General features: G+C 72.0%; 23 protein-coding genes and 1 riboswitch. Of the genes, 11 read left to right on the top strand and 12 right to left on the bottom strand.

Going from position 1 to position 26,048, the window contains the following annotated elements:
* Positions 1-350 precede the first annotated feature (350 nt).
* The 3 genes from ACIQWA_RS32655 to ACIQWA_RS32645 are packed head-to-tail and all read right to left on the bottom strand — an operon-like array spanning position 351 to position 3,579.
* Complete coding sequence (locus ACIQWA_RS32655) at positions 351-1,427, bottom strand: threonine aldolase family protein (protein ID WP_402488585.1); 1,077 nt, start codon at positions 1,425-1,427, stop codon at positions 351-353.
* Complete coding sequence (locus ACIQWA_RS32650) at positions 1,424-2,182, bottom strand: SDR family NAD(P)-dependent oxidoreductase (protein ID WP_360238703.1); 759 nt, start codon at positions 2,180-2,182, stop codon at positions 1,424-1,426. Before ACIQWA_RS32650 ends, ACIQWA_RS32655 begins: the two co-directional genes overlap by 4 nt.
* Complete coding sequence (locus ACIQWA_RS32645) at positions 2,179-3,579, bottom strand: DUF6421 family protein (RefSeq protein ID WP_402488572.1); 1,401 nt, start codon at positions 3,577-3,579, stop codon at positions 2,179-2,181. Before ACIQWA_RS32645 ends, ACIQWA_RS32650 begins: the two co-directional genes overlap by 4 nt.
* A gap of 502 nt (positions 3,580-4,081) precedes the next feature.
* On the opposite strand from ACIQWA_RS32645, the gene ACIQWA_RS32640 reads away from it, so the two are divergent.
* From ACIQWA_RS32640 to ACIQWA_RS32620, 5 genes are all read left to right on the top strand, one after another.
* Complete coding sequence (locus ACIQWA_RS32640; RefSeq protein ID WP_402488569.1) at positions 4,082-4,975, top strand: ABC transporter substrate-binding protein; 894 nt, start codon at positions 4,082-4,084, stop codon at positions 4,973-4,975.
* Between the two features lie 101 nt (positions 4,976-5,076).
* Complete coding sequence (locus ACIQWA_RS32635) at positions 5,077-5,898, top strand: amino acid ABC transporter permease (RefSeq protein WP_360238860.1); 822 nt, start codon at positions 5,077-5,079, stop codon at positions 5,896-5,898.
* On the top strand, positions 5,895-6,653 hold the full coding sequence (locus tag ACIQWA_RS32630; RefSeq protein ID WP_402488566.1) for an amino acid ABC transporter ATP-binding protein: 759 nt from the start codon (positions 5,895-5,897) through the stop codon (positions 6,651-6,653). Before ACIQWA_RS32635 ends, ACIQWA_RS32630 begins: the two co-directional genes overlap by 4 nt.
* A gap of 159 nt (positions 6,654-6,812) precedes the next feature.
* Positions 6,813-7,391 (top strand): DUF5134 domain-containing protein, encoded by a 579-nt coding sequence (locus ACIQWA_RS32625; RefSeq protein ID WP_402488564.1) that lies wholly within the window; start codon positions 6,813-6,815, stop codon positions 7,389-7,391.
* A 184-nt stretch (positions 7,392-7,575) separates the two neighbouring features.
* Complete coding sequence (locus tag ACIQWA_RS32620) at positions 7,576-8,523, top strand: M56 family metallopeptidase (protein WP_402488561.1); 948 nt, start codon at positions 7,576-7,578, stop codon at positions 8,521-8,523.
* A gap of 53 nt (positions 8,524-8,576) precedes the next feature.
* Here the strand turns inward: ACIQWA_RS32620 and ACIQWA_RS32615 are convergent, their stop codons facing one another.
* Positions 8,577-9,026 carry a MarR family winged helix-turn-helix transcriptional regulator gene (locus ACIQWA_RS32615; protein ID WP_402488559.1) on the bottom strand — a complete coding sequence of 150 codons (450 nt, stop codon included), beginning with the start codon at positions 9,024-9,026 and terminating at the stop codon, positions 8,577-8,579.
* An 87-nt stretch (positions 9,027-9,113) separates the two neighbouring features.
* Between ACIQWA_RS32615 and ACIQWA_RS32610 the strand changes: the two genes are divergently transcribed.
* Both ACIQWA_RS32610 and ACIQWA_RS32605 read left to right on the top strand, forming a co-directional pair.
* Positions 9,114-10,628: an MFS transporter gene (locus ACIQWA_RS32610; protein ID WP_402488556.1), complete on the top strand. Its 1,515-nt coding sequence runs from the start codon at positions 9,114-9,116 to the stop codon at positions 10,626-10,628.
* 233 nt (positions 10,629-10,861) lie between these two features.
* Positions 10,862-11,467 (top strand): TetR/AcrR family transcriptional regulator, encoded by a 606-nt coding sequence (locus tag ACIQWA_RS32605; RefSeq protein ID WP_402488554.1) that lies wholly within the window; start codon positions 10,862-10,864, stop codon positions 11,465-11,467.
* 88 nt (positions 11,468-11,555) lie between these two features.
* On the opposite strand, the gene ACIQWA_RS32600 is transcribed toward ACIQWA_RS32605, so the two are convergent.
* Complete coding sequence (locus tag ACIQWA_RS32600; RefSeq protein WP_360238721.1) at positions 11,556-12,422, bottom strand: helix-turn-helix transcriptional regulator; 867 nt, start codon at positions 12,420-12,422, stop codon at positions 11,556-11,558.
* Positions 12,423-12,840: 418 nt separating this feature from the next.
* Here ACIQWA_RS32600 and ACIQWA_RS32595 point away from each other — a divergent pair, with 418 nt between their 5' ends.
* The gene (locus tag ACIQWA_RS32595) at positions 12,841-13,410 is read left to right on the top strand and encodes an ATP-binding protein (protein ID WP_402488550.1); all 570 of its coding nucleotides are present in this window, start codon (positions 12,841-12,843) and stop codon (positions 13,408-13,410) included.
* A 350-nt stretch (positions 13,411-13,760) separates the two neighbouring features.
* Here the strand turns inward: ACIQWA_RS32595 and ACIQWA_RS32590 are convergent, their stop codons facing one another.
* On the bottom strand, positions 13,761-14,024 hold the full coding sequence (locus ACIQWA_RS32590; RefSeq protein WP_360238725.1) for a DUF397 domain-containing protein: 264 nt from the start codon (positions 14,022-14,024) through the stop codon (positions 13,761-13,763).
* Between the two features lie 558 nt (positions 14,025-14,582).
* Here ACIQWA_RS32590 and ACIQWA_RS32585 point away from each other — a divergent pair.
* A complete protein-coding gene (locus tag ACIQWA_RS32585) occupies positions 14,583-15,530 on the top strand; it encodes a hypothetical protein (RefSeq protein ID WP_402488547.1) in 948 nt (315 codons plus the stop codon).
* 505 nt (positions 15,531-16,035) lie between these two features.
* A riboswitch (cyclic di-AMP (ydaO/yuaA leader) is annotated at positions 16,036-16,198 on the top strand.
* A gap of 7 nt (positions 16,199-16,205) precedes the next feature.
* Entirely contained in the window at positions 16,206-17,507 is a 1,302-nt protein-coding gene (locus ACIQWA_RS32580; RefSeq protein ID WP_402488545.1) for a transglycosylase family protein, read from the top strand.
* A gap of 327 nt (positions 17,508-17,834) precedes the next feature.
* Here ACIQWA_RS32580 and ACIQWA_RS32575 read toward each other — a convergent pair whose 3' ends face one another.
* From ACIQWA_RS32575 to ACIQWA_RS32555, 5 genes are all read right to left on the bottom strand, one after another.
* Entirely contained in the window at positions 17,835-18,854 is a 1,020-nt protein-coding gene (locus tag ACIQWA_RS32575; protein WP_402488542.1) for a LacI family DNA-binding transcriptional regulator, read from the bottom strand.
* A gap of 25 nt (positions 18,855-18,879) precedes the next feature.
* Positions 18,880-20,595: a glycoside hydrolase family 13 protein gene (locus ACIQWA_RS32570; RefSeq protein WP_360238734.1), complete on the bottom strand. Its 1,716-nt coding sequence runs from the start codon at positions 20,593-20,595 to the stop codon at positions 18,880-18,882.
* Between the two features lie 55 nt (positions 20,596-20,650).
* The gene (locus tag ACIQWA_RS32565; protein WP_360238736.1) at positions 20,651-21,556 is read right to left on the bottom strand and encodes a carbohydrate ABC transporter permease; all 906 of its coding nucleotides are present in this window, start codon (positions 21,554-21,556) and stop codon (positions 20,651-20,653) included.
* 54 nt (positions 21,557-21,610) lie between these two features.
* On the bottom strand, positions 21,611-22,612 hold the full coding sequence (locus tag ACIQWA_RS32560; RefSeq protein ID WP_360238738.1) for a sugar ABC transporter permease: 1,002 nt from the start codon (positions 22,610-22,612) through the stop codon (positions 21,611-21,613).
* A 79-nt stretch (positions 22,613-22,691) separates the two neighbouring features.
* Positions 22,692-23,972 carry an extracellular solute-binding protein gene (locus ACIQWA_RS32555; RefSeq protein ID WP_402488537.1) on the bottom strand — a complete coding sequence of 427 codons (1,281 nt, stop codon included), beginning with the start codon at positions 23,970-23,972 and terminating at the stop codon, positions 22,692-22,694.
* Between the two features lie 309 nt (positions 23,973-24,281).
* Between ACIQWA_RS32555 and ACIQWA_RS32550 the strand changes: the two genes are divergently transcribed.
* The gene (locus tag ACIQWA_RS32550; RefSeq protein ID WP_402488534.1) at positions 24,282-24,806 is read left to right on the top strand and encodes a GNAT family N-acetyltransferase; all 525 of its coding nucleotides are present in this window, start codon (positions 24,282-24,284) and stop codon (positions 24,804-24,806) included.
* Between the two features lie 17 nt (positions 24,807-24,823).
* Here ACIQWA_RS32550 and ACIQWA_RS32545 read toward each other — a convergent pair whose 3' ends face one another.
* The gene (locus tag ACIQWA_RS32545; RefSeq protein ID WP_402488532.1) at positions 24,824-25,900 is read right to left on the bottom strand and encodes an aldose epimerase family protein; all 1,077 of its coding nucleotides are present in this window, start codon (positions 25,898-25,900) and stop codon (positions 24,824-24,826) included.
* Positions 25,901-26,048 lie beyond the last annotated feature (148 nt).

The following is a 26,048-nucleotide window of genomic DNA, read 5'->3' as shown; positions in this document are numbered from 1 at the left end:
GAATCTCCAACCCCAGGAAACCTGAGGCCGGGGATGTCAACATATCTGGCGTTGACTTTTGGCACGCTGTTGAGTTCTCAAGGAACGGACGCTTCTTTCGGACCGCCTTCCAGCGGGCCCTCCGGGCGCTTCGTTCTTTCGTGTTTCCAGCTTATCAGACGTTTTCCGCTCCGTTTTCCGGAGTTTCATTCATCGGATTCGCTTTCCGCTTTGTCACCCCGGTCTCCCGCGGCGACTCCGGAACTGTACGGGGACCGACCCGCCACATGCAAATCGCCTCCGCCCGGGGTCCGGGCGGAGGCGATGCGGTGTCAGATCCGGCTGTCAGATCAGGCTGTCAGGCCCGGCTGTCAGGCCCGGCCCATCTCCTCGGCGATGGCCGCCGCGAAGGCGTCGATGTCGGCCTCCGTGGTGTCGAAGGAGCACATCCAGCGCACCTCACCGGTCTGCTCGTTCCAGAAGTAGAAGCGGTAACGCTTCTGCAGCCGCTCGCTGACCTCGCGCGGGAGGATCGCGAACACCGCGTTGGCCTGGACCGGGCGCACGACCTCGACACCGTCGATCTTCCGGACCGCGGCATCCAGGCGGCGGGCCATCGCATTGGCGTGGCCGGCGTTGCGCAGGTAGAGGTCGCCCGCGAGCAGCGCCTCGAACTGGACGGAGACGAAGCGCATCTTCGAAGCGAGCTGCATCGAGGTCTTGCGCAGGTACTTGATGTTGCGCACCCGCTCCGGGTTGAGCACCACCACGACCTCACCGAGCAGCAGGCCGTTCTTCGTGCCGCCGAAGGACAGCACGTCGACGCCCAGGTCGGTGGAGAAGGCCCGCATCGGCAGGCCGAGCGAGTCGGCCGCGTTCGCCAGGCGGGAGCCGTCCATGTGGACGAGCATGCCGAGCTGGTGGGCGTGGTCGATGACCGCGCGGAGCTCGTCGACCGTGTAGAGGGTGCCGAGCTCGGTGCTCTGGGTGATGGACACCGCGAGCGGCTGCGCGCGGTGCTCGTCGCCGAAACCGTAGGCCTGCTGGTCGAGCAGCTCGGGGGTGAGCTTGCCGTCCGGGGTGGGGACGGTGTGCAGCTTGATGCCGCCCATCTTCTCCGGCGCGCCGCCCTCGTCTACGTGGATGTGGGCGGTGTCGGCGCAGACCACGGCGCCCCAGCGCGGCAGCAGCGCCTGGAGGGCGACCACGTTGGCGCCGGTGCCGTTGAACACCGGGTAGGCCTCGGCCTTGTCGCCGAAGTGACGGCGGAAGACGTCCTGGAGGTGCGTCGTGTACTCGTCCTCGCCGTACGAGATCTGGTGGCCGCCGTTGGCGAGGGCGATCGCGGCGAGGACCTCGGGGTGCACGCCCGCGTAGTTGTCGCTGGCGAAGCCGCGAACGGCGGGGTCGTGCCGCCGTACCGCGTCCGTACGGGTGAGGTCGGTCATCGGGCTGTCAGCCACAGGTGCTGTCCGTTCAGTTCTGCTGCGGGGCGGTCCCAGAGGTCCGCCAGGTGTCCGGCGAGGTCGGCGGTGTCGGTGAAGCCCGTGAACTTGGCCTCCGGCTTCTCGGCCCTCATCTCGGGGCTGACCAGCGCCTTGATGACCAGGATCGCAGCCGCGGCGGTGGGCTCACCGTCCGGGGAGGTGGTCTCCTTCTTGAAGGAGTCGGCCATCGCGAGGGTCCAGGCCTCGGTGGCGGCCTTGGCGGCCGCGTAGGCGGCGCCGCCCGCGGTGGGCTTGTGGGCGGCCGCGGCGGAGACCATCGCGTACCGGCCGGCCGGGCTGCGGACCAGCGCGGGCTGGAAGGCCAGCGAGGTGTGCTGGAGGGTGCGCACGACGGTGTCGTGCAGGAAGTCCCAGTCGTCCAGGCGGCTGTCGAAGAAGGTCTTGCTGCCGCGCCAGCCGCCGACCAGGTGGAACAGGCCGTCGACGTGACCGTGCTCGGCCTCCAGGTGGTCGGCCCAGTCGTGGACCTCCTGCGGGTCGAGCAGGTCGATCACCTGGCCGCTCACCTTAGCTCCGCGCACCGCGACCCGGGTGGCGTCCAGGGCGGACTCCAGGCGCCGGGGGTCGATGTCGGCGCCGATCACGGTGGCGCCCTCGGCCGCGAGGCGGCGCAGCACGGCCTGGCCGGCCGGGCCGCTGGCTCCGGCGACCGCGATGACCTTGCCGGCCAGCTTGGTGGAGGGGTTGGTGGTCACGCGGCGACTCCCTGGATACCGGCGCCGGTGATGCCGGCGGTGGCGGCGATGACGCCGCGGAGCTTCTTGGACAGGGCCTCGTAGAACATGCTCAGCGGGAACTCGTCCGGGAGCACGGCGTCGCACAGCGCCTTGTTCAGGGCCTTGCCGTCGGTGATGTCGAGCGGGAGGGCCTCGGGGCCCTTGGCCCAGGTGGAGGCCGGGTGCGGGGTGAGGTAGCGGGAGACCAGCTCGTAGGCGGCGATCCAGTGGGCCGGCTTGGGCCGGTCGATGCCGTCGCGGTAGAGGGTCTCGATCTCGGCGCAGAGGGCGTTGGTGACCTGCGGGGCGCGCTCCCAGTCGATGGTGAGGCGGTTGTCGCGCCAGCGCAGCGCGTCGTGCTTGTGCAGGTACGCGAAGAGCAGCTGGCCGCCCATGCCGTCGTAGTTGCGGACGCGGTCACCGCTGACCGGGAAGCGGAACAGCCGGTCGAAGAGGATCGCGTACTGGACGTCGCGGGCGTGCGGGTTGCCCTCGGTCTCCAGCTGCACCGCCTCCTTGAAGGTGGTGAGGTCGCAGCGGAGCTCCTCCAGGCCGTACATCCAGAACGGGCTGCGCTGCTTGATCATGAAGGGGTCGAACGGCAGGTCGCCGTGGCTGTGGGTGCGGTCGTGGACGAGGTCCCACAGCACGAAGGTCTCCTGCGCGCGCTGCTGGTCCTGGAGCAGGCCCTCGGCGTCGGCCGGGATCTCCAGGCCGAGCTGCTGGACGGCGCTGGTGGTGACGGCGCGGAAGCGGGCGGCCTCGCGGTCGCAGAAGATGCCGCCCCAGGTGAACCGCTCCGGCGCCTTGCGCACGGCGACCGTCTCGGGGAAGAGCACGGCGGAGTTGGTGTCGTAGCCGGCCGTGAAGTCCGTGAAGGTGATCGGCACGAACATCGGGTTGTCGAACCGGGTGCGCTCCAGCTCGGCCAGCCAGTCGGGCCAGACCACGCTCAGCAGGACGGCTTCCAGGTTGCGGTCCGGGTTGCCGTTCTGGGTGTACATCGGGAAGACGACGAGGTGCTCCAGGCCGTCCTCGCGCCGCTCGGCGGGCTGGAAGGCGAGCAGCGAGTCCAGGAAGTCGGGCTCGCGGTAGCCGGTGTCGGCCCACTTGGCGAGGTCCGCGTCGACGGCCTTCAGGTAGGCGGCGTCGTGCGGGAAGTACGGGGCGAGCTCCTCGATGGACGCCCGGACGTCGGCGACCAGCGGGTCGACGGTGTGGCGCTGGACCGCGGACAGGTCGATGGAGCCGTCCTTGGACTGCAGCGGGCGCAGCGTCTCGACGGCCTCCTTCAGGCGCAGCCACGCCGGGTGAGCGGCGAGGGTCGAGGCCGGGGCGTCGGCCGCCGCAGCGAGCCTTGGCGAAAGATTCTGCATCGTGGACTCACTTCGACAGGAGTTATTTCAACGAGGACACCATAAGTACGAAAGGTTCTCCCGTTCAAGGGGGTCCCAACCGGCAAACCTCCCGTGTACCGCCGCTCCGGCCCCGGAAGTTCCGCCGGAGCCCCGGGTTGTCCGGTATGTGGACGGTTTCCTGGATGTTCTGGACAGCCGCGCCGTTGTGATGCGAACCTCCCCGCATGCTCCCGGAGGTGATCACGGTGGCCGAGCGCCACGACAACCCGTTCCGGGCGCCCTCCCGTCAGCAGGCCTGTTGTCCCTGCCGCCGCGCGCCCAGCCGCTGCCTCTGCCGCCGCTGTCGCTGATCCGGCCCGGGGCGCCGCGGACGCGGGCCCGTACGCCGACCATGCCGTGTGTGTTCCGGCGCCGCCACCGGGGGGAAGTGACCCGCCGGGAGGCGGCCCGCCCGGTCCGGCCGCAGTACCCCACCGGTCCCTCCCCCTCGTCCCGCCCGGTCCTCCCCTGGAGCCCTGCCATGAGCCTGCGCAAGCCGTCCACCCTCCTGCCCCTCACCGCGCTGGCGGTCGCCGCCGCCGTGCTCACCGGGTGCGCGCCGCAGGACGCCAAGTCCGACGGGGCCGCCGCCTCCGGCGCCCCGGGCACCGCGGCTGCGGCGGCGGGCTGCGCGCCGGGGGCGCTGGCCACCCGGACCGCCGGGAAGCTGACCGTCGGCACCGACAAGCCGGCGTACGACCCCTGGTTCTCCGAGGACAAGCCGGAGAACGGGAAGGGCTTCGAGTCGGCCGTGGCGTACGCGGTGGCGGAGAAGCTGGGCTACCCGAAGGACAAGGTCGGCTGGGTGGTCGCGCCGTTCGGCAAGGCGACCGCGCCGGGCGCCAAGGACTTCGACTTCGACATCAACCAGGTGTCCATCAGTGACGAGCGCAAGCAGGCGGTGGACTTCTCCTCCGGCTACTACGACGTGCGCCAGGCCGTGATCGCCTTGAAGGGCTCCAAGGCGGCGGGCGCGAAGAGCGTCGCCGACCTCAAGGGCGCCAAGCTGGGCGCGCAGGTCGGCACCACGAGCCTGGACACCATCACCAACACCATCAAGCCGAGCACCCAGCCGGCCGTGTTCGACTCCAACGACCTGGCCAAGGCCGCGTTGAAGAACGGTCAGGTGGAGGCGCTGGTCGTCGACCTGCCGACGGCGTTCTACATCACCGGCGCCGAGGTGCCGGAGGCCCAGGTGGTGGGGCAGTTCGAATCCGCCTCGAAGACCGAGCAGTTCGGGCTGGTGCTGGACAAGGGCTCCAGGCTGACGCCGTGCGTCTCGCAGGCGGTGGACGCGCTGCGCGCGGACGGGACGCTGGCCACGCTGGAGAAGCAGTGGCTGTCGGACGCCGTCTCGGCACCGGTGCTCAAGTGAGTGCGGAGGCGGGCCCGCCCGGGCCGGTCGACACCGCCGGAGCCGCGGCCGGGTCCGCCTCCCCGGCCGGGGAGGACGGGTACCGCCCGTCCGAGCGGCGGCTGGCGCACGAGGCGTACCGGCGGGCCCGGGCCCGCCGTTCGGCGCTGGTGGCCACCGCCTCGACCGCGCTGACGGCCGTCGCCCTCTACCTGCTGGTCGTCAACTCCCCGGGCTGGGAGGTGACCAGGCGGACCTTCTTCAACCTCGACTACGCCCGCCAGGCGCTGCCCGAGGTGCTCCGGGGGCTGCGGCTCAACCTGGAGCTGATGCTCGGCTGCGGCGCCCTGATCCTGGTGTTCGGGCTGCTGCTGGCGGTGCTGCGGACGCTGCGCGGGCCGGTCTTCCTGCCGGTGCGGCTGCTGGCCACCGCGTACGTGGACTTCTTCCTCGGGCTGCCGATGATCATCTGCCTGCTGGTGATGATCACCGGGGTGCCGGCGCTCCGGCTCACCGGGGTGACCACCGATCCGCTGCTGCTCGGCGGGGCCGCGCTGGTGCTGACGTACTCGGCGTACGTGTCGGAGGTGTTCCGCTCCGGCATCGAGTCGGTGCACCCGAGCCAGCGGGCGGCCGCGCGCTCGCTGGGGCTGACCAACGCCCAGGCCATGCGGTACGTGGTGCTGCCGCAGGCGGTGCGGCGGGTGGTCCCGCCGCTGATCAACAACCTGGTGAGCCTGCAGAAGGACACCGGGCTGGTCTCGATCGGCGGCGCGATCGACGCGGTGTACGCGGCGAAGATCATCGCGGCGCACTCCTTCAACTTCACGCCGTACCTGGTGGCGGGGCTGGTGTTCATCGTGCTGACCGTTCCGCTGACCCGGGTCGCCGACTGGCTGACTGCGCGGATGAACCGTCGGCAGCTGCAGGGAGGTGCGGTTTGAGCGGGACGGAGGTGCTCCGGCTGGAGTCGGTGCGCAAGAGCTTCGGCGGCCAGGTGGTGCTGCGCGACGTCGGCCTCGCGGTGCCCGAGCACTCGGTGACGGCGCTGATCGGGGCGTCCGGCTCCGGGAAGTCCACCCTGATGCGGTGCGTCAACCTGCTGGAGGGGATCGACGACGGCGCGATCTTCCTCGACGGCGAGGAGATCACCGACCCGCGCGCGGACGAGGACGCCGTGCGGCGCCGGATCGGGGTGGTGTTCCAGTCGTACAACCTGTTCCCGCACATGACGGTGTTGGAGAACATCACGCTCGCCCCGCGCCGGGTGCACCGGGTCGGCCGGGCGGAGGCCGAGGAGAAGGCGCTCGCGCTGCTGGACCGGCTCGGGCTGACGGCGAAGGCCCGGGAGTACCCGGACCGGCTTTCCGGCGGACAGCAGCAACGGGTCGCCATCGTACGGGCGTTGGCGGCCGGGCCCCGGCTGCTGCTGCTCGACGAGATCACCGCGGCGCTCGACCCGGTGCTGGTCGGGGAGGTGCTGTCGGTGGTGCGGGACCTCAAGGAGCAGGGGATGACGATGGCCCTCTCCACCCATGAGATGGGGTTCGCCCGCGAGGTCGCCGACCAGGTCTGCTTCCTGGACGGCGGGGTGGTGCTCGAACAGGGGCCGCCGGAGCAGGTGTTCGGCGATCCGCAGGAGGAGCGGACCCGGCAGTTCCTCAGCCGGATCGTCGCCTCGGGGCGGCTCCAGGGCTGAGCAACCGCCAGCGCGGGGGCGCTCGGCATGGGCGTGGGTCTCCCCGGGTGGATCTCACCACGCCGGTCACCACTGTGCGCCCCCGTACGCGCCCTGGCCGCCTCGGGGCGGAGCGGTGATCGTGGACGGGACGATCGTCCGCGCCCCGGGAGGCCGCCGTTGCACGGACCCACCCTGGTCAACTGGCTCCTCGCCCTTCTCACCGCGACCGCCGGCGCCTACTGCCTGACCCGCCTGCGGCAGCCCTCCTGCGCCGCCACGCCCCACAGCGCGCCCCACGCCGCGCACCGCGCCCACCCGCCGCTCGCCCGGGAGTCCGACGCCGCCGAAGCCCTGATGGGGCTCGGCATGGCGGCGATGGCCGTCACCGGCGCCACCGTCCCGGCCACCGTCTGGGCCGTGCTGTTCGGCCTCCCGGCGGCCGTCTTCCTGCTCGCCGCCCTGCAGACGCCCCGCGGCCGCGGCCACCGGCTGCACCACGCCGTCGGCGCGCTCGCCATGACGTACCTGGCCCTGGCGATGACCGTCTCCCCCACCGGCCACCACCACCCCGCCGCCGCCGGAGCTCCACTGCTGACCGGCGCCCTACTGCTCTACTTCGGCGGCTACGCGCTCTGGACCGGCGCCCGGCTGCTGCGCACCCCGGCCGGGACCCTCGTGGTCGGCACCACCGGTCTGCCGCAGGCCTGCCGACTGGCCATGGGGATCGGCATGTTCGCCATGCTCCTGACCATGTGACGCTCCCGGACCGGCCCGTCCACGCCCGGACCGGCCCGGTACCGCCCGCTGCAGCCCGGCCCGGGTCCCAGCCGCGTGGCGTTGGTCACTGGCTCGCCGAAAGCCGTTCCACCGGGCGTTGCCAGCACATAGGTTGGCAGGGAGCGCGCTGTCGCGCTCCGTGCGTACTCGGGGAGCCCATGCGATGACTGCCCTGACCGGCCTGCTGCTGCTCGGCCTGCTGCTCGCCACCGTGGTGCCCCGGCTGCTGGCCCGGGCCCGCTGGGTGGAGCGCGAACCGGTGCTGGCCCTGCTGGTGTGGCAGTGCGTCGTGGTGGCCGTCCTGCTGTGCTGCGCCCTGGGCCTGGTCCTCGCCGCCTCCGCCGCCGAACCCGCGCTGCGCGCCTGGGTGTTCGCCGGGGCCCCGCACGGCGTGGAGGCCGCGTACGGTCTCCAGGACGCCGAGGGCTGGGGGCGGCTGTGCGCCGCGGTGCTGGCCGCAGGCGCGTTGCAGACGGTGCTGGCGCTCACCCGCGAGGTCCGTACGGCCAAGGCCCTGCGCGACCGTCGGCACGCCCAACTCGCGACCAGGGCGCCGGAGTTGCCAGAGGCGATCGAGGCCGCCCGGAGCCGCCGGGAGCGGCTGGTGGTACTGGAGAACGTCCGCCCCGAGGCCTGGTCGCTGCCCGGCCCGAACTCCCGCCTGGTGGTCACCACCGGCGCCCTCCAGCAGCTCACCGACCGGGAGTTGGCGGCCGTGCTGAGCCACGAGCGCGGCCACGTCCGCGCCCGGCACCACTGGCTGCAGCAGTTCGCCCAGGCGCTCGCCTCCGGCTTCCCCGGCATCCGGGTGTTCCGGGCCTTCCGGGACCAGGTGGCGGAACTGGTCGAGCTGGCGGCCGACGACCGGGCCGCCCGCCGGCACGGGCGGCACACCACCGCCCTCGCGCTGGCCGAACTCAACCTGGACCGCGGGGTGTTCGGCTCCTGCCCGCCCGGGCTGGCGCAGTCCCCGAAGCGGGTGGACCGGCTGCTCGCGGGCCGCCCCCGGCTCTCCGCCCTGCACCGGCTGCGGCTGACCGCCGCCGCTCTGGCCGCGCCCGCCGCAGCCGTCCTGCTGGCCGTCGCCCCGGGGCTGCACTCGTTGCTCTAGGACCATCGGCAGGGCACCGAACGCACCCGCCGTACAGTGAAGTTGACGTACCGTCAGCCCTGGGCCGAGGACTCCCCGCAGAGCGGGGCGAACCGGCCGCCGAGGGTCTGCCCGAGCACCTCGCGATGGAGCGGCCGGGCCTGGTCGTAGCGCTCCCGCCCGGCCGGAGTGAGGGCGATCATGATGCCCCGCCGGTCGCTCTCGCACATCGCCCGGGTCACCAGCCCGCCCTTCTCCAGGCGGGCGATCAGCCGGGAGAGAGCGCTCTGGCTCAGGTGGACGGTCGGCGCCAGCTCGCTGGACCGCAGCGCGGGCCGGCCGTCGACCCGACAGCCCTCCACCAGGCGTTCCAGCACCTCGAACTCGCTCATGCCCAGCCCGTACTTCTCGCCGAGCTCACGGTCGAGCGCACAGACGGCCGAGGCGTGCCGGGCCAGCAGCTCGCGCCATTCCGCGATCAGACCGGCCTCCGCCGAGGCCTCGAGGGGGTCGAGTTCAGCCACGCCGCCAGGTTAGCACGTGCATCGTAAATTTATGCGTTCACATCTAATTCATTTGCATTGAATGCACGTGCATGTACTCTCCTCCCCATGACCACCGCGACCGTCACGTCTCCCGACGCTCCGTCAACCAGCGGGCTGAACTGGACACCCCGCCTCTGGGGCACCCTGCTCGTGCTCTGCGCCGCCATGTTCCTCGACGCCCTGGACGTCTCGATGGTGGGCGTCGCCCTCCCCTCCATCGGCTCCGAACTGCACCTCTCGACCTCCACCCTGCAGTGGGTGGTCTCCGGCTACGTGCTCGGCTACGGCGGCCTGCTGCTGCTCGGCGGCCGCGCCGCCGACCTGCTCGGCCGCCGCCGGGTCTTCCTGGTCGCCCTCGGCGTCTTCGCCGCCGCCTCGCTGATCGGCGGGCTGGTCGACGACGGCGGCCTGCTGATCGCGGCCCGCTTCCTCAAGGGCGTCAGCGCCGCCTTCACCGCCCCCGCCGGGCTGTCGATCATCACCACGACCTTCGCGGAGGGCCCGGCCCGCAACCGGGCGCTGTCGATCTACACCACCTGCGGCGCCAGCGGCTTCTCGCTCGGCCTGGTGCTGAGCGGACTGCTCACCTCGGTCGGCTGGCGCTGGACCTTCCTGATGCCCGTCCCGGTCGCGCTGCTCGCCCTGCTGTTCGCCGTCCGGCTGCTCCCCCGCCCGGTCGAGGAGCCCGCCAAGGGCGGCTACGACGTGCTGGGCGCGATCACCGGAACCGCGACCGTGCTCCTGCTGGTCTTCACCGTGACCGAGGCCCAGGGCGCCGGCTGGCTGAGCCTGCGCACCCTCGGCTCGCTGGTCGTGGTCGCCGCGCTGGCCGCCGCCTTCCTGCTCGCCGAGAGCCGCGCCGCCCACCCGCTGGTCCGGCTCGGCATCTTCCGCAACGGCTCGGTGGCCCGGGCCAACATCGTCGCCTTCGCGATGGCCGGCGCGTACGGCGGCTTCCAGTTCGTCGTCACGCTCTACCTCCAGCACCTGCTCGGCTGGTCGGCCCTGGAGATGGCCCTGGGCCTGCTGCCGGCCGGCGCCTTCATCGCGTTCTCGGCCCCGTTCATGGGCCCGATCGTGGACCGCTTCGGCACCGGCCGGCTGCTGCCGATCGGCCTGCTGGCCCTGGTCGGAGCCTTCGCCCTGTTCCTGCGCCTGGACGAGCACAGCTCGTACCCGGTCCTGGTGCTGCCCTCGATGCTGCTGCTCGGCGTGGGCTTCGCGCTCGCCTTCCCCTCGGTGAACATCGCCGCCACCGACGGGGTGGCCGACGAGGAGCAGGGGCTGGCCTCGGGACTGGTGAACACCGCGATCCAGGTCGGCACCGCGGTGGTGCTGGCCGGGGTGACCGCGATGCTCACGGCCGGGAGCGCGGGCGGCGACAGCCCGCAGGCCCAGCTGGACGGCTACCGGCCGGCGTTGGTCCTGGTCACCGCGGTCGCGCTGATCGGGCTGGCGGTCGCCGCGGCGGGCGCCCTGGTGGACCGGCGCCGAAGGGCAACTCCCATATCGGTGCCGGATTATGATTACCCGTCCGCCGCGCCGTCCGTGGCCCGTACCGAAGTCCTGACCGAGCGCTGACCCACTGGCCCCGCCCCGTACGGCCCCCGGCCGTCGGGGCACTGGTGCCGGCTCCACCAAACCCCCGTGTTGGTGGAGCCGGCCGTATGTGTACCGGCCGCCCGGGGCGGCACCCGCGTGAGGGCGCACGGTTCCACGGCGCGACTGCCGGCTGCGCAAGTATATTGGCCCGGAGTCAACGAACGTTCGGAGCAGACACGATGGCACCTCGCGGGGATTCGGTCAACGAGGAGATGCGGCAACGGTCCCGCCGACGCATCATGCGGGCCACCGTCGAACTGGTTGACCAGCACGGTTACGCCGGCACCACGCTGACCGACATCGCCGAACGGGCCGGTCTCGCCCGCGGTCTGCTCTCGTACTACTTCGACGGCAAACGACTGCTGATGCAGGCCGCGACGCACCGGCTGATGCACCAGTCGCTCTCCGGCGCCCTGGCCGAACTGCCGCCGGACGCCACCCCCGAGACCCGGCTGGCCCGCGCGATAGACGCCGTCCTCGCCCTGGCCCTGGACCACCCCCGGGTGATGCGCTCGCACCTGGCGCTCATCCTCGATCCGGACACCGGCGCCTTCGTCCAGGAACCGGAGCAGCAGCAGCTCGGCGCGATCCTCCAGGGCCTGCTCGACGACTGGGGCGCACCGGACCCGGTCGCCGAACACGCGGTACTGCGCAGCGCGCTGATGGGCGGCTGCATCGGGGTGCTGCTGCCGGGCGCGGAGATCCCGCTGGCGCCGATCCGGGCCGACCTGTTCCGCCGCTACGACCTGCCCTGGGAACTGGGCCGCCCGCCGCAGCCGCTGCCGCCGGAACGCGAGCGGCCGCCGGCCCGCGGTTGACGGGGCCGACGGCCGACTCGGACTGCCGTGCGGACGAGCGCCCCCCGGGCGGGAGCGGGGGATCTCCCGGCCCCCGCCCGGGAGTTGCTCAGCGTTCCTTGAGGATCGAGGAGAGCAGGTCTATGGTGCGCTCCGGCGTGAGGCTGTCCACGCAGAGCCGCTCCATGACCTGGACGTACGCGTCGACGTCGTCCCGCTTGTCCAGGTACAGCGCGCTGGTGAGCTGCTCCAGGTAGACCACGTCCGCGAGGTCCTGCTCCGGGAAGCGCAGGATCGTGAACGCCCCGGACTCGCCCGCGTGCGCGCCGAAGCGGAACGGCATGACCTGGATGACCACGTTGGCCTGCTCGGCGACGTCGATCAGGTACTGAACCTGGCCGCGCATCACCTTGGGCCCGCCGACCGGCCGGCGCAGCGCCGCCTCGTCGATGACCGCCCACAGGCGCGGGCTGGCGCCCTCGGTCAGCAGCTTCTGGCGGCGCAGCCGGAGACTGACCCGGCGCTCGACCTCCTCCTCGCTGATGACCGGCCGACTCTGGCCGAAAACCGCCCGTGCGTACTCCTCGGACTGCAGCAGTCCGGGGATGAACTGCACCTCGTAGGTGCGGATCAGCTGGGCGGCCTCCTCCAGGCCGACGTAGGTCTGGAACCAGCCCGGCAGCACGTCGTTGAAGCTGTGCCACCAACCGGACTTGTTGGCCTCGCGGACCAGGCCCAGCAGGGCCTCCCGCTCCAGGCCGTCGTCGACGCCGTAGAGACTCAGCAGGTCGGCGACGTCGCGCTCCTTGAAGCTGACCCGGCCGAGCTCCATGCGACTGATCTTGGATTCGGACGCGCGGATCGCGTAGCCCGCGTCCTCTCGGGTGATGCCGCGCGCCTCTCGCAGGCGACGCAGCTGCGAGCCGAGGAGGATCCGGCGGACCATCGAGCCGCCGCCCGGCTGAACTGTGGTCATGCGGTCGAAACCTCCACCTAGGGCAAACAGCGCACAGTCTGCCATCAGTTGAGCGCTCACGGTGCCGATACTGACGGATGTTCCTATCAGTTCCGCACTCCGCACACCAGGATGCACGTGCATCCGGCGCTTGCATATGCCAATAGTGCGACTGCACGTGAATCGACTCTTGCATCTGCAGTGAGCGCACACCACCATGGTGCACGTGCACCTGCACATCCCTGGCAATCCCGCGGGCTCCGCGTCGACCCCACGCGCGACTCCGTGCACCGGCCCGACGGCGTCCCCCGCGCCATCGGGCGTTCGAGTGCGCGCGCGCCTGGTCGAGGGGGCGGCCGAGCGGCCGAGCGAGTCGGAGGTGACCGGCATGACCCCGGCGGGTCCAGCCGTGTCCGCCCCCTTATGGGAGGAGCTCTTCATGAGCACCGGTACGGCTTTGGCAGTTGACCCCCATGTGGTCACCTGTACGCTCGCTCCTCGCTTCGAAGCCGTGAGATCCGCACGCGACTTCGCCCGGACCTCGCTCCAGCGCTGGGGCCTGATGGAGCTGTTCGACGACGTCGCCCTGGTGGCCTCGGAACTCGTGACCAACGCGCTCCGGCATGCGATCGGCGCACGGCCCGACCCGTCGGGCGGCGCCCTGGGCGAGTACGACTTTCCCACACAGCCGACCCCGGAAGGGCGGCTGCCGATCCGAATAAGCCTGGTGCACCGCTCCCCCCAGGTGGTCTGCGCGGTGAGCGACCCGAGCAGTGCCGGACCGGTGGCGCGGGAGGCGGACTTCGTCGCCGAATCGGGCCGCGGACTGCACCTGGTGGAGTCGTTCAGCCGTTCCTGGGGCTGGCACCCACTGGGCAGCGGCAAGGTCGTCTGGGCCGTGTTCGAGGCGGAGACCGGCTGCGGCAGCGGACCGGACGCCACCCTGCTCGACGGCACCGCGCCGGCCGGCCGGGTCGAAATCGGTGGTCGGCACCGGCGCTCGGCCTAGGGCGCGTCTTGTGGATCAGGCCAGGCCCTAGCGCCGCACGGCGCACGGCCGGCCGAGGAACGCCCCGGGAGGACCACACCCCGGGCCCTCCGGCCCGCCCCCGCGCCGGGCCGGCCCGCGACCCCGGCGCCGGTGGCGACTCCCCGCTCCGGGTACCGCGACTCCGGGCCCGCAGCACCGGCGGGAGCATCCGCGGCAGCACCCGCACCACCCCGGCAGGCCCCGCCGGACGGTCCGCCACCGGACCGCTCACGAGCGCACGGGGCCGCCGCCCCCGGCCCCGGACAAAGACAAAGGCCGTCGTGGTGTCAGCACCCACGACGGCCCCCCGATGGTGGAGCAGCGGCCGGTCAGACCGCGAGGTGGTCGAACTCCCCGTCCTTGGCACCCAGCAGCAGGGCCGCGATCTCGGCCCGGGTGTAGATGAGCGCCGGGCCGTCCGGGAAGCGCGAGTTGCGCATCGCCACGTCGCCGCCCGGCAGGGCCGCGAACTCGACGCAGTTGCCCTGGGAGTTGCTGTGCCGGCTCTTCTGCCAGACCACCCCCGTGAGCTCGGCGGCGGCCATCCCGTTGTAGGCGTGGTTGGAGCCGTGCGTGTCCTGCGAGTCGTGCATAGAAGTCTCCCGAAGAGCTCCGGAGTTGTCGTCCAGCGCGGCGCCCCGGCACCCGCCGAACGAACGGACCGGCCCCGTACCGGCCCGGCACAACGCCTCACTTGACGCGATGATAGCCGCAGTGCACGTGCATCAGCACGGGACATTGCAGGTGCACGAGGCTTTTCGACGGTCGCCGCGAACTCTTCACGGACCCTTCTCCTGACGGTACGTAAACGGACATAGGCGATTGAATCGACGGTCCGTCCATAACCGGCCGTGAGCGGTTCCCCGCTGAATGTTGATCTTCGAATGCCGGGAGTCGCCCCGCCGTGACCCTCCGTCAGGCCGCCCGGCGACTGTGAGACATCTCACGCCAGACCGGTGCAACGCGCCGCCCCACCGGATGCGTCAGGGCAACTGAGGGGCTCCGTACGGGGCTTGGGCGAGGAATGTCCGGATTGTAGGCAATCGCCCCGGACCGGAGCGGCATGAACACGACCCCCGCACCGTGACCACCCGAAACCCGTACGGCAGCCGACTGCAGGCCTGACGGGCAGATGTCCTACGATCTCCGGCATGAGCACCGCAGCCATCCCGGGCGCGCCACTGCCCGTCCGCACTCCAGGCTCCCGTGCGCGGGGGCGCCACCGCCGCCCCGAGCGCCCCGAGATCCGCACCGGCTCGCCGGCCCTGGTGCTCGCCGTACCCGCGACCGCGGGGCCCGAGTCCCGCTCGGTCGTCGCGGAGCTGCTCTCGATCGTCCGCAGCGAGCACGCCGGCGTCCAGGCCGCGGTCGGCTACCTCCCGGCCACCGACGCCGGGGCCGCGGACCCGCAGGAGCACACCGTCGCGGAGCTGCTGGCGGCGGCCGCCGAGGCCGGACTGCCGACGCCCGTCGTGGTGCCGCTGGTCCCGGGCCCGCACGACTTCCTGACCGGGCTTCACGCCGTCGCCGCCGAGTACGGCGCGACCGTCACCGACGCGTTGGGCCCGCACCCGCTGCTGGCCGAGGCCGTCCACGTCCGGCTGTCCGAGGCCGGGCTGGCGCGGGCCGACCGGGCCCGGCTGTTCGCCATCGCGACCGCCGCGGACGGCGTGGTCCTGACCACCGTCGGCGGCGAGGACGCGGCCGCCGCGGCCGGGATCACCGGCGTGCTGCTGGCCGCCCGACTGGCCGTCCCGGTCGTCGCCGCCGCGCTGGACGTGCCCGGCTCGGTCGCCGCCGCCGTCGGCCACCTCAAGGAGACCGGCTCCGAGCGCCCGGCCCTGGCCCCGCTCGTGATCGGTCCGGAGGCGGACTCGGAGCTGCTCGCCGCGGCCGCCGAGGAGACCGGCTGCCCGTCGGCCGCGCCGCTGGGCGCCTACCCGACGGTCGGCCAGCTGATCGCCTCCACCTACCTGGCCGCCCTGCCGGTGCCGACGGCGGAGGAGCTCGCCGAGGCCGAGGCGGAGGCCGCGGCCACCGTCGGGGCCGAGGGTTCCCGGCGGGCCCACGCGGCCGCCGAAGGGCCCCTGGAGGGCTAGCACGACCCGCTGAACGCCCGTCGGCCGCCACCGGCGGAACCCGTACGGCCCGTACCACGCATACCGTCGAAAGGGTCCGGAACGACTTCGTTCCGGACCCTTTCGGCGCGTTCCGATTCACCCCACTGGTGAGCTGGGCCGACAATGCGACGCAATGTCCGTTTCCGGTTCATTTGTCGATGAATATCCGACGGATGGCGAGGGCGTTCCCCGGCGCGCGATTCACGGCCACTCCCCCCGCACCCCGGGCGCGCGCCCTTTGCGCTCCAACGCTCCGTCACCTCTTTCCTGAGGCGGAGCCAGTTATCAGAATCCGCTGCGATATTGCCGGAAAACGATCATTTACGATCATGAATTACGGGCCGTGCGGCGTTTCTCGCTAAACCGTGATGCGCATCACAGGTATTTGCAGTTCTCACTTAAGTCTGCTTAACGTGCTCCCCGTTCGTGACCACACGGACCCAGTTCATCCGCGACGCCGAGTCCTGCCGTCGGATGTCCTGGCAGCGCGAAAACGCATCACGGCAGGAGCGGGGGAACCACAGGTAAGTCGCCCCGGACCGTTCTCCGGAACCGTCCAGGGCTAGGGGTGAAGCCGCGCCCACAGCGCGGCCGGGCAACTCCAGCCCGAATCCGACAGCTCACCTCGCAGGCGTGGGAGAGGACCGCGTCTTCATGCTGCCTTCCAACGGAAACCGCCTGTCCAGCCGCACCCGTCGCGTGATCGCCGCCCTCGGCGTCGCCGGCGTCGGCCTCACCGTCCCCTGCCTCACCACCGGCACCGCGAACGCCGCCCCCGTCGCCACCTGGGACAAGGTCGCCCAGTGCGAGAGCGGCGGCAACTGGAGCATCAACACCGGTAACGGCTTCTACGGCGGCCTCCAGTTCACCTCCAGCACCTGGGCCGCGTTCGGCGGCACCGCCTACGCCCCGCAGGCCAACCAGGCCACCAAGGACCAGCAGATCGCCGTCGCCGAGAAGGTGCTCGCCTCGCAGGGCCCCGGCGCCTGGCCGGTCTGCTCCGTCCAGGCCGGTCTGACCAAGGGCGGCGCCGCGCCCACCGTCGACACCTCGGCCGGCTCCGCCGCCGCCAAGCCCGCCGCCAAGCCGGCCACCCCGAGCAAGCCCGCCGCGAAGCCCGCCAAGCCCGCCGCCCCCGCGCAGGACCAGGCCCAGGCCTCCGGCGACTCCGCGGCCGCCTCCGCCCAGTCCGCCAACAGCACCTGGGCCCAGAAGCGCCAGGCGCAGGCCCAGGCCGGCAGCTACACCGTCGTCGACGGCGACTGGCTGTCCTCGATCGCCGACAAGCACAACATCCAGGGCGGCTGGCAGCGGCTGTACGACCTCAACCGCAGCACCCTGACCGAGGGCCCGGACACCATCTACCCGGGCGAGCAGCTGACCTTCGGTGACGGCGCCTCGGCCCAGGACGACCAGTCCGCCGCCAAGTCCGGCTCGGACTTCACCTGGTTCGACCGCTCGCAGAAGGCCGGCCAGGCCTCGAACGGCGGTGCCGTGAACGCCAAGCCGACCGCCCAGAGCAAGCCGTCCGCCACCAAGCCCGCGTCGAAGCCGGCCGCCCAGGCGCAGACCCCGGCCGCGGCCCCGGCCGCCACCGGCAGCATGGCCGCCGCGGTCTCCTTCGCCCAGTCGAAGATCGGCCAGGCGTACGTCTACGGCGGCACCGGCAACGGCGGCTGGGACTGCTCCGGCCTGACCCAGGCCGCGCTGCGCGCCGCCGGCATCAACATCCCGCGCGTCGCCGCCGACCAGGCCGCCGCCAGCACCCACGTCTCGCTGGACAGCCTGCAGCCGGGCGACCTGCTGTTCTGGTCCAACAACGGCCAGGACTCCGGCGTCTACCACGTCGCCATCTACATCGGCAACGGCCAGTACGTCGAGGCCGCCAACCCGAGCTCGGGCGTCCGCCTCCAGACCATCGCCAACTGGGCCCCGGACTTCGCCGGCCGGGTCTGAGCGACCGCGAACCTAGCGACCGCCAACGGCTGACGCCGGAGCCCCGGGGAGAGCGCACCCGCTCCTCCCGGGGCTCCGGCGTACCCGCAGGCCCGGATTCCGCATGGTCAAACCCCGGCCCACGGGCCGGGCCCGGCCGGGCGGAGCGGAGCGGGCCGGGCCGGGCCGGGCCGCCCCCGAGCCACCGCACGCCGACGGGCCCCGGAGAGCAACCGCCCTCCGGGGCCCGTCAGTTGGCCCGCTCTGCCCGGACCCGCCCGGCCCGGCCAGCGCGGCCCGGCCCGTCCGGCCGTCCGGCCGTCCGGCCGTCCGGGCCGCGGCCGGTTCTCAGCGCGCGCAGGCCCCGGTGGAGCCCCGCATCACCAGCTCCGGCTGGAACATGAACTCCCCACGCTGGGCGGAGTTCCCGCCGACCTCCTCCAGCAGCGCGTCCACCGCCGCCGTCGCCATCGCCTCGACCGGCTGGCGGATGGTGGTCAACGGCGGCTCGGTGAAGGCGATCAGCGGCGAGTCGTCGAAGCCGACCACCGACACGTCCTGCGGCACCGACAGCCCGCGCTGGCGCACCGCCCGGATCGCGCCGAGCGCCATCATGTCGCTGCCGCAGACGATCGCCGTGCAGCCCTTGTCGAGCAGCGCGCCGGCCGCCGCGTGCCCGCCCTCCACGCTGAACAGCGTGTGGTGGACGAGGTCCTCGGCCTCCTCCCCGCTGAGCCCGAGCACCTCGCGCATCGCCGCCGTGAAGCCCTCGATCTTGCGCAGCACCGGCACGTACCGCCGCTGCCCGACCGCCAGGCCGATCCGCTCGTGCCCGAGCTCGGCCAGGTGCTGGACGGCCATCCACATCGCGGAGCGGTCGTCCGGCGAGATGAACGGCGCGTCGATCTTCTCGCTGTAGCCGTTGATCAGCACGAACGGCACCCCGCGCCCGGCCAGCCGGGCGTAGCGGTCGTGGTCGGCCGTGGAGTCGGCGTGCAGCCCGGAGACGAAGACGATGCCCGCCACGCCCCGGTCGACCAGCATCTCGACCAGTTCGTCCTCGGTGGACCCGCCGGGCGTCTGGGTGCACAGCACCGGGGTGAACCCGTGCCGGCTCAGCACCTGCTCGATCACCTGGGCCAGCGCGGGGAAGATCGGGTTGCTCAACTCCGGTGTGATCAGCCCGATCAGGCCCGCACTGCGCTGGCGCAGCCGGGTCGGCCGCTCGTAGCCGAGCACGTCGAGCGCCGCCAGGACGGTCTGCCTGGTGGCCGCGGAGACGTTCGCCTTGCCGTTGAGCACGCGGGAGACGGTGGCTTCGCTGACCCCCGCCTGCGCCGCGATGTCTGAGAGTCGCGCCGTAGTCACGGGCCCAGAGCCTATTGCACCCACGTCAGACCGCCCACCAGCCGGTGCTGTCCGGTGCGAGCACGGTCTCGCCGCCGTCCGTCCCGAGTTCGGTCGAGGAGAGCAGCAGTCGGCCGGGGACGGGTATCCGCACGGGCTCGCCGGTGGTGTTCACCGTGCAGACGAAGGAGCCGCGCCGGAAGGCGAGGGTGCCCTCGGGGGCGTCCAGCCACTCGACCCCGGTGCCGGCGCCGAGGTCGGGCTGCGCCCGGCGGACGGCCAGCGCGCTGCGGTAGAGCTCCAGGGTGGAGGACGGGTCGCCGGTCTGCGCCTCGACGCTCAGCCCGGCCCACTCGGCGGGCTGCGGCAGCCAGGACGGCCCGCCCGCGACCGGTCCGAAGCCGTACGGGGCCTCGGTGCCGGACCACGGGATCGGCACCCGGCAGCCGTCGCGGTAGCCGTCCTGGCCGGCCTGGCGGAAGAAGGACGGGTCCTGGCGGACCTCGTCGGGCAGGTCGGTGACGTCCGGCAGGCCGAGCTCCTCGCCCTGGTAGACGTACGCGGAGCCGGGCAGCGCGAGCATCAGCAGGGTGGCGGCGCGGGCCCGGCGCAGGCCGAGCGCGCGGTCGCCCGGGGTGCGGATCTGGGTGCCGAGGCCGGGCTCGTTGGCGAACCGGGTGGCGTGCCGGGTGACGTCGTGGTTGGACAGCACCCAGGTGGTGGGGGCGTCGACCGGGCGCATCGAGTCGAGCGAGAGGTCGATCACCTCGCGCAGCGCGGCGGCGTCCCAGTCGGTGCCCAGGTACTGGAAGTTGAAGGCCTGGTGCAGTTCGTCGGGGCGGACGTAGTTGGCGGTGCGCTGGACGGTCGGGGTCCAGGCCTCGGCGACGCCGATCCGCTGCCCCGGGTACTCGTCGAGGATCCGGCGCCAGCTGCGGTAGATCTCGTGCACGCCGTCCTGGTCGAAGAACGGCATGACGTCGTTGCCGAGCAGCTTGAGCTGGTCGGCGCCGCCGAGGTCGGGCAGTCCGGGGGCCTTGACCAGGCCGTGGGCGACGTCGATCCGGAAGCCGTCCACGCCCATGTCCAGCCAGAACCGCAGGATCGAGCGGAACTCGTCGGCGACGGCCGGGTTCTCCCAGTTGAAGTCGGGCTGCTCGGGGGCGAACAGGTGCAGGTACCAGTCGCCGGGGGTGCCGTCCGGGTCCTCGGTGCGGGTCCAGGCCGGGCCGCCGAAGATGGACTCCCAGTCGTTGGGCGGGAGTTCGCCGTTCTCGCCCTTGCCGGGGCGGAAGTGGTAGCGGTCGCGCAGCGGGGAGCCGGGGCCCTCGCGCAGGGCGCGCTGGAACCACTCGTGCTGGTCCGAGGAGTGGTTGGGGACGAGGTCGACGATGATCCGCAGGCCGAGCCGGTGGGCGTCCCGGATCAGCGCGTCGGCGTCCAGCAGGGTGCCGAACATCGGGTCCACGGCGCGGTAGTCGGCGACGTCGTAGCCCGCGTCGGCCTGCGGCGAGGCGTAGAAGGGGGAGAGCCAGACGGCGTCCACGCCGAGGTCCCGCAGGTACGGCAGCCGGCTGCGGATGCCGGGCAGGTCGCCCATGCCGTCCCCGTTGGAGTCGGCGAAGCTGCGCGGGTACACCTGGTAGATGACCGCGTCCCGCCACCAGCCTCTGGGCGCGCCGCCGGTCACGGGAGCCGGGGTCGCCGTCTCCTGAGCGGTGTCGGCGGCAGGCCGGGAGGTGTCGGCCAGGTTCTGGGTCATGGACGGTATCCCTCGGGGATCGGAGGAGCGCTGGAAAGCAAGGGTGCTGGGAGCGTTACGACTTGGAGGCGCCGGCGGTCAGGCCGGTGACCAGGTGGCGCTGCACCAGGTAGAAGAAGGCCGCGGAGGGGATCGCGATCAGCACGGCGGTGGCGGCCATCAGGTTCCACTGGGCGTCGTGCTCGCTGACGAAGCTCTGCAGGCCGACGGCCAGCGTGTACTTGTCCGAGCTGAGCATGAAGGTGGAGGCGAACGGCACCTCGGCCCAGTAGGTGAGGAAGGAGTAGAACGCGGCCACCGCCAGGCCCGGGCGGGCGAGCGGCAGCACCAGCCGCCAGAAGGTGCCGAACGGGCTGAGCCCGTCGACCCGGCCGGCCTCGTCGATCTCCACCGGGATGGTGTCGAAGTAGCCCTTCATCAGCCAGGCGCAGTACGGCACGGTGGTGGTGGAGTAGACCAGGATCAGGCCGGCGTAGCTGTCCAGCAGGTCCAGTGCGGAGAGCATGGTGTACATCGGCACGATCAGCACCGCGATCGGGAACATCTGGGTGACCAGCAGCGACCACATCAGCGGCTTGTGCCCGGGGAACCTCATCCGGGACACGGCGTACCCGGCGGTGGCGGCGAGCAGCACGCCGAACACGGTGGTCACCCCGGCGACCAGCAGGGAGTTGCCGAACCAGGTGAAGAAGTCGGTGTCGCCCAGCACGTGCTGGTAGTTCGACAGCGTGATCTTGCCGAAGATGTCGCCGGGGTGGAGGTAGTCGTTCTTGTCCGGCCCGAGCGAGACGAAGAGGATCCAGCCGACCGGGAACAGCGCGATCAGGCTGGCGAGGATCAGGACGCCGTGGGACAGCGCCTTGGACAGCGGGCCGCTCTCGCCGCGCGGCCGGAACTTCGCCGGCCGGGCGGCCGGGGCCGGGGCCGCCGCGGGGGCGGGGCGTTCGGTGGTGGTGCTCATCGGGTTACCTGCCTTCGTGGGTCAACTGGGTCCGGGGCCTGGGGAGATGAGCCCCTAGCCGTTGGCCTGCTCGTTGCGGGCGAGCCAGCGCCGGTAGAAGGCGGTGAAGACGATCAGGATGGACAGCAGGATCACGCCGTACGCGGCGGAGCCGGCGTAGTCCCGGGGGATCTGGCCGAAGCCCAGGCGGTAGGCCCAGGTGACCAGCAGCTGGGCGTCCGGGGCGCCCTTGCCGAACAGCAGGAAGATGACGTTGAACTGGTTGAACGTCCAAATCACGCCGAGCAGCACGACGGTCGAGGAGACGGTGCGCAGCCCCGGCAGGGTGATGTGCCGGAACTGCTGCCAGCGGGTGGCGCCGTCCATCTCGGCGGCCTCGTACAGCTCGGCCGGGATGGACTGGAGGCCGCCGAGCAGCGAGATCATCATGAACGGCACACCGGCCCAGGTGTTGACCAGGATCGCGGCCGCCTTCTGCGCCCACGGGTCGGTGAGCCAGCCGGGCTCGGGCAGGTGCAGGGTGGAGAGCACGGTGTTGACGACGCCGCCGTCGGAGAGCATCAGCCGCCAGGAGAAGACGGTGACGAAGGTCGGCACGGCCCACGGGAGGATCAGCAGCATCCGGTAGGCGGCGCGCCCGCGCAGCTTCTTGTTGAGCAGGACGGCGAGGCCGAGGCCGAGGGTGTAGTGCAGGCTGACGCAGATGGCCGTCCAGGCGATGGTCCACACGAAGTGGGACCAGAACCGGTCGTACGAGCCGGGGCCCCAGAGGATGTCGGCGTAGTTGTGGAAGCCGATGTACTGGTAGCTGGCCGGGATCTCGTTGACGCCGATCTTGCGGGCGACGTTGAGGCTGTTGGCGTCCGTGAGGGTGAGCCAGACGCCTTCGACGAGCGGGTAGAACACCAGGACGCCGAGCACCAGCACGACCGGGGCGATCATCGCGTAGGCGTACCAGTGCTTGGCGTAGGAGCGCTTGAGGCGTTCCAGCAGGCCCGGACGCTGATCGCGCTCCCGGCTGCCCTTGCCGGTGGCGCCCTGCACGGCGACTGACATCGTTTGCACCTTCTCGGGGGGAAGTCTCGGGGGAGCCGACGGCCCGGCCCGCCGGGGTCGGCGGGCCGGGCTGCGGGGACTACTTGGCGAAGCCCGGCAGGAGCTTGGCGTAGTCCGTGGCGACGGTGTTCAGCGCGTCCTGGGTACCGGTGCCCTGGACGGCCTTGCCGAGGTTGGTGCCGAGCGAGTCGAACAGCGAGCTGTACTCGGGCAGTTCGGGGCGCGGCTTGGCGCTGCCGAGGATGGCCTGGAAGCCGGCGATGCCCGGGTCGGCCTTGACGTCGGCGGTGTAGGCGTCGGAGCGGGTCGGCAGGGTGGAGTTCTTCTGCGCGATGAAGGCCTGGCTCTCGGCCGAGGTCATGAAGGCGGCGAACTTCTCGGCGGCGGCCTTGTGGGCCTTGTCCGCACCGGCGTAGACGGCGATGTTGTGGCCGCCGGTGGGGGCGCCGGCCTTGCCGCTGGAGCCGGCCGGGACGGCGGCGATGCCGAGGTTCTTCTTGTCGGCGAACGCGGAGCCCTTGTAGATGTTGGTGATCTCCCAGGGGCCCTGGATGATCGCCGCGACCTTGCCGCTGTTGAAGGCGTCCATCATGTGGGCGTAGGCATCGGTGGTGACGTCGGCCTTGGCGGTGCCGGGCGAGGTGAACATCGACTTGTAGGTCTCGATGCCCTTGACGGCCTCGGGCGAGGTGACGGTGATCTTCTTGCCGGCGGCGTCGACGGTGTCGGTGCCCTCGCCGAACAGGAACGGCATCGCGTAGTAGCCGTCCGCGGCCTTCATCCAGAAGCCGTCGACGCCCGCCTTCTCCTTGACGGCGGCGGCGTCGGTCTTCAGCTCGTCCCAGGTCTTGGGGGCGTCGGTGATCCCGGCCTTGGCGAAGAGGTCCTTGTTGTAGAGCAGGCCGAGGGTGTCGGTGACCAGCGGGACGCCGTACAGCTTGCCCTCGTACTTGGCCTGCTGGATCAGGCTGGGCTGGAAGGCGGAGGTGTCGGCGGCGGCGGGGGTGCCGTCCAGCGGCTCCAGGAAGCCGGCCTTGGCGAAGGCGGCGGTCCAGCCGACCTCGGAGCGGAACACGTCGGGCGCGCCCTTGGCCCCCATGGCGGTCTGCAGCTTGTTCTGCGCCTGGTCGAACGGCACGTTGACGAAGTTGACCTTGATGTTCGGGTTGGCCGCGGTGAACTTCTTGGCCAGTTCCTCGTAGTTCGGAGCCTCGTTGGTGGCGTTCGACGTGTCCCAGTAGGTGAGGGTGACCGGGCCGTCGGCCTTGCCGTCGGAGCCGGAGCCGCCACTGCTGCCACAGGCAGCCATCGAGACCGCGAGGGCCACAACGAGGGCAGAGGCCGCGATGCCACGCCGCATGAGAACTCCTAGGAGGGTGGGGGTGCCCGAGATGTTCGGAGACAGGCGCATAATGGCTGCCTCGTGCCGACCGCACCGTTGCTGCCGTCGGGCTCGGGAAGGAAGTTAACAGCGGTGCAAGATCGACGGAAAGGTCTTGCAGCAAGTTTCTGCAAGAAGCCGCGATCGTTACATCCGCGTGTCCTGGACGTGGCCGCACGGTAGTGGACGGCGCGGCGCAATGTCCGTCTCCGTCCGCTTCGCCCCATCCCGGGGTGGCCGACGCAGCCGCCCTCCGTGGCCGGAAACCGCTTGCAGCAGACTGGACGCATGCGCATCAGAGCCGCCGTGAAGGACGAACTGCCCCTGCTGACCGAGTTGGAGCGGGCCGCCGGAGCCCCGTTCGCGGAGATCGGGATGCCGGAGATCGCCGCGGACGAGCCCCCGGCCCCGGCGGAGCTGGCCCGCTACCTGGAACACGGCACCGCCCTGGTCGCCGCGGCCCCCGACGGGACGATCGCCGGCTACCTGCTGGCCGAACCGGTGGACGGCGCGCTGCACGTCGAGCAGGTGTCGGTCCACCCCGACCACGCCCGCCGGGGCATCGGCCGGGCCCTGATCGAGCACCTCGCCGAGGGTACCGACGCCCCCGCGCTCACCCTGACCACCTTCGCGGACGTCCCCTGGAACGCCCCGTACTACGCCCGCTGCGGCTTCCGCCCGCTCGGCGAGGCCGAACTCACCCCGGGCCTGCGCCGGATCCGCCGACTGGAGGCCGAGCACGGCCTCGACCGCTGGCCCCGGCTCTGCATGCGCCGGGACCTCGACTCCGCCCAGGGGCAGGACAGGCCCTAGCCAGGGATGTACACGCCCTAGTTGACCCCGAGCCGCAGCACCGTGGTCGAGCGGAACTCCTCCCCCGGCCGCAGCACGGTGCTCGGGAACGCCGGGTGGTGCGGGGAGTCCGGGAAGTGCTGGGTCTCCAAGGCGATCCCGGCGAACGGCCCGTACGGCACCCCGCGCGCGCCGGTGACCGCGCCCTGGAACTTGTTCGCGGTGTAGACCTGGACGCCCGGCTCGGTGGTCAGCACCTCCAGGGTGCGGCCGCTGACCGGCTCCTCCAGCAGCGCCGCCCGCGCCGGGCTGCCGTCCGCCGGTCGGGCGCGCAGCACCCAGTTGTGGTCGTAGCCGCCCGGACCGGCCAGCTGCGGGTGCTCGTCGTGCACCGACTTGCCGATCGGGGTGGCCACGGTGAAGTCGAAAGGCGTCCCGGCCACCGGCTCGGTCCGACCGTACGGGATCTGCCGCTCGTCGGCCGGGGTGTACTCGTCGGCGTCCAGGGTGAGCAGGTGGCCCAGGATGTCGCCGACGCCCTCACCCGCGAGGTTGAAGTACGCGTGGTTGGTCAGGTTGACGACCGTCGGCCTGGTGGTGACGGCGCGGTAGTCGATCACCAGCTCGCCGCCCTCGCCCGGGGTGTGCGCCAGGGTGTACGTGACGGTGACGTCCAGCGCGCCCGGGAAGCCCTGGTCGCCGTCCGGGCTGTGCAGCCGCAGCCGCACCCCGCCGTCGACCGGCTCGGCCGCCCACATCCGCTGGGCGAAGCCGTCCGGCCCGCCGTGGATGGTGATCCCGCCGCCGGTCGGGGCCAGCGGGTGGTCCTCGCCGTCGATGGTCACCACCGAGCCGTCGATCCGGTTGGCGTACCGGCCCACCACCGTGCCGTAGTGCCGGGCCGGGCCGAGGATCTGCGCCAGCTCGTCGGTGGAGAGCAGCAGTTGGGCCGGGCGGCCGGCCCGGTCCGGGGCGGTGAGGGTGTGCAGGGTGGCGCCGAGGTTGAGCACGCTCGCCTCGTACGGGCCGGAGGTCAGCGTCCAGCGCTGGATCGCCGCGCCCGCGCCCGAGGGGTCGAGGGGTTCGCGGCGCACACTGGTGGCCTCGCTCGCCATGGCCTGCTCCTCACTGGCGGCGGCGCTGCCGCCTCCGCCCGGTGTCCCGTTCCGTCCGGGGGCGTCGCAGCGGCCCCCCGTGGTGCCCGTCAGCCTAGCCAGAGTGGCCCCGGCGGGGGCGCTCCCACGCCACCGCGCGCCGCCCGGA

The organism is Kitasatospora sp. NPDC098652 (assembly GCF_044760155.1).
In the GTDB taxonomy this organism is placed as follows: Bacteria; Actinomycetota; Actinomycetes; order Streptomycetales; family Streptomycetaceae; genus Kitasatospora.
Note: the sequence above shows the minus strand (reverse complement) of the source record. Positions and strands in the feature narration are given on the sequence as shown.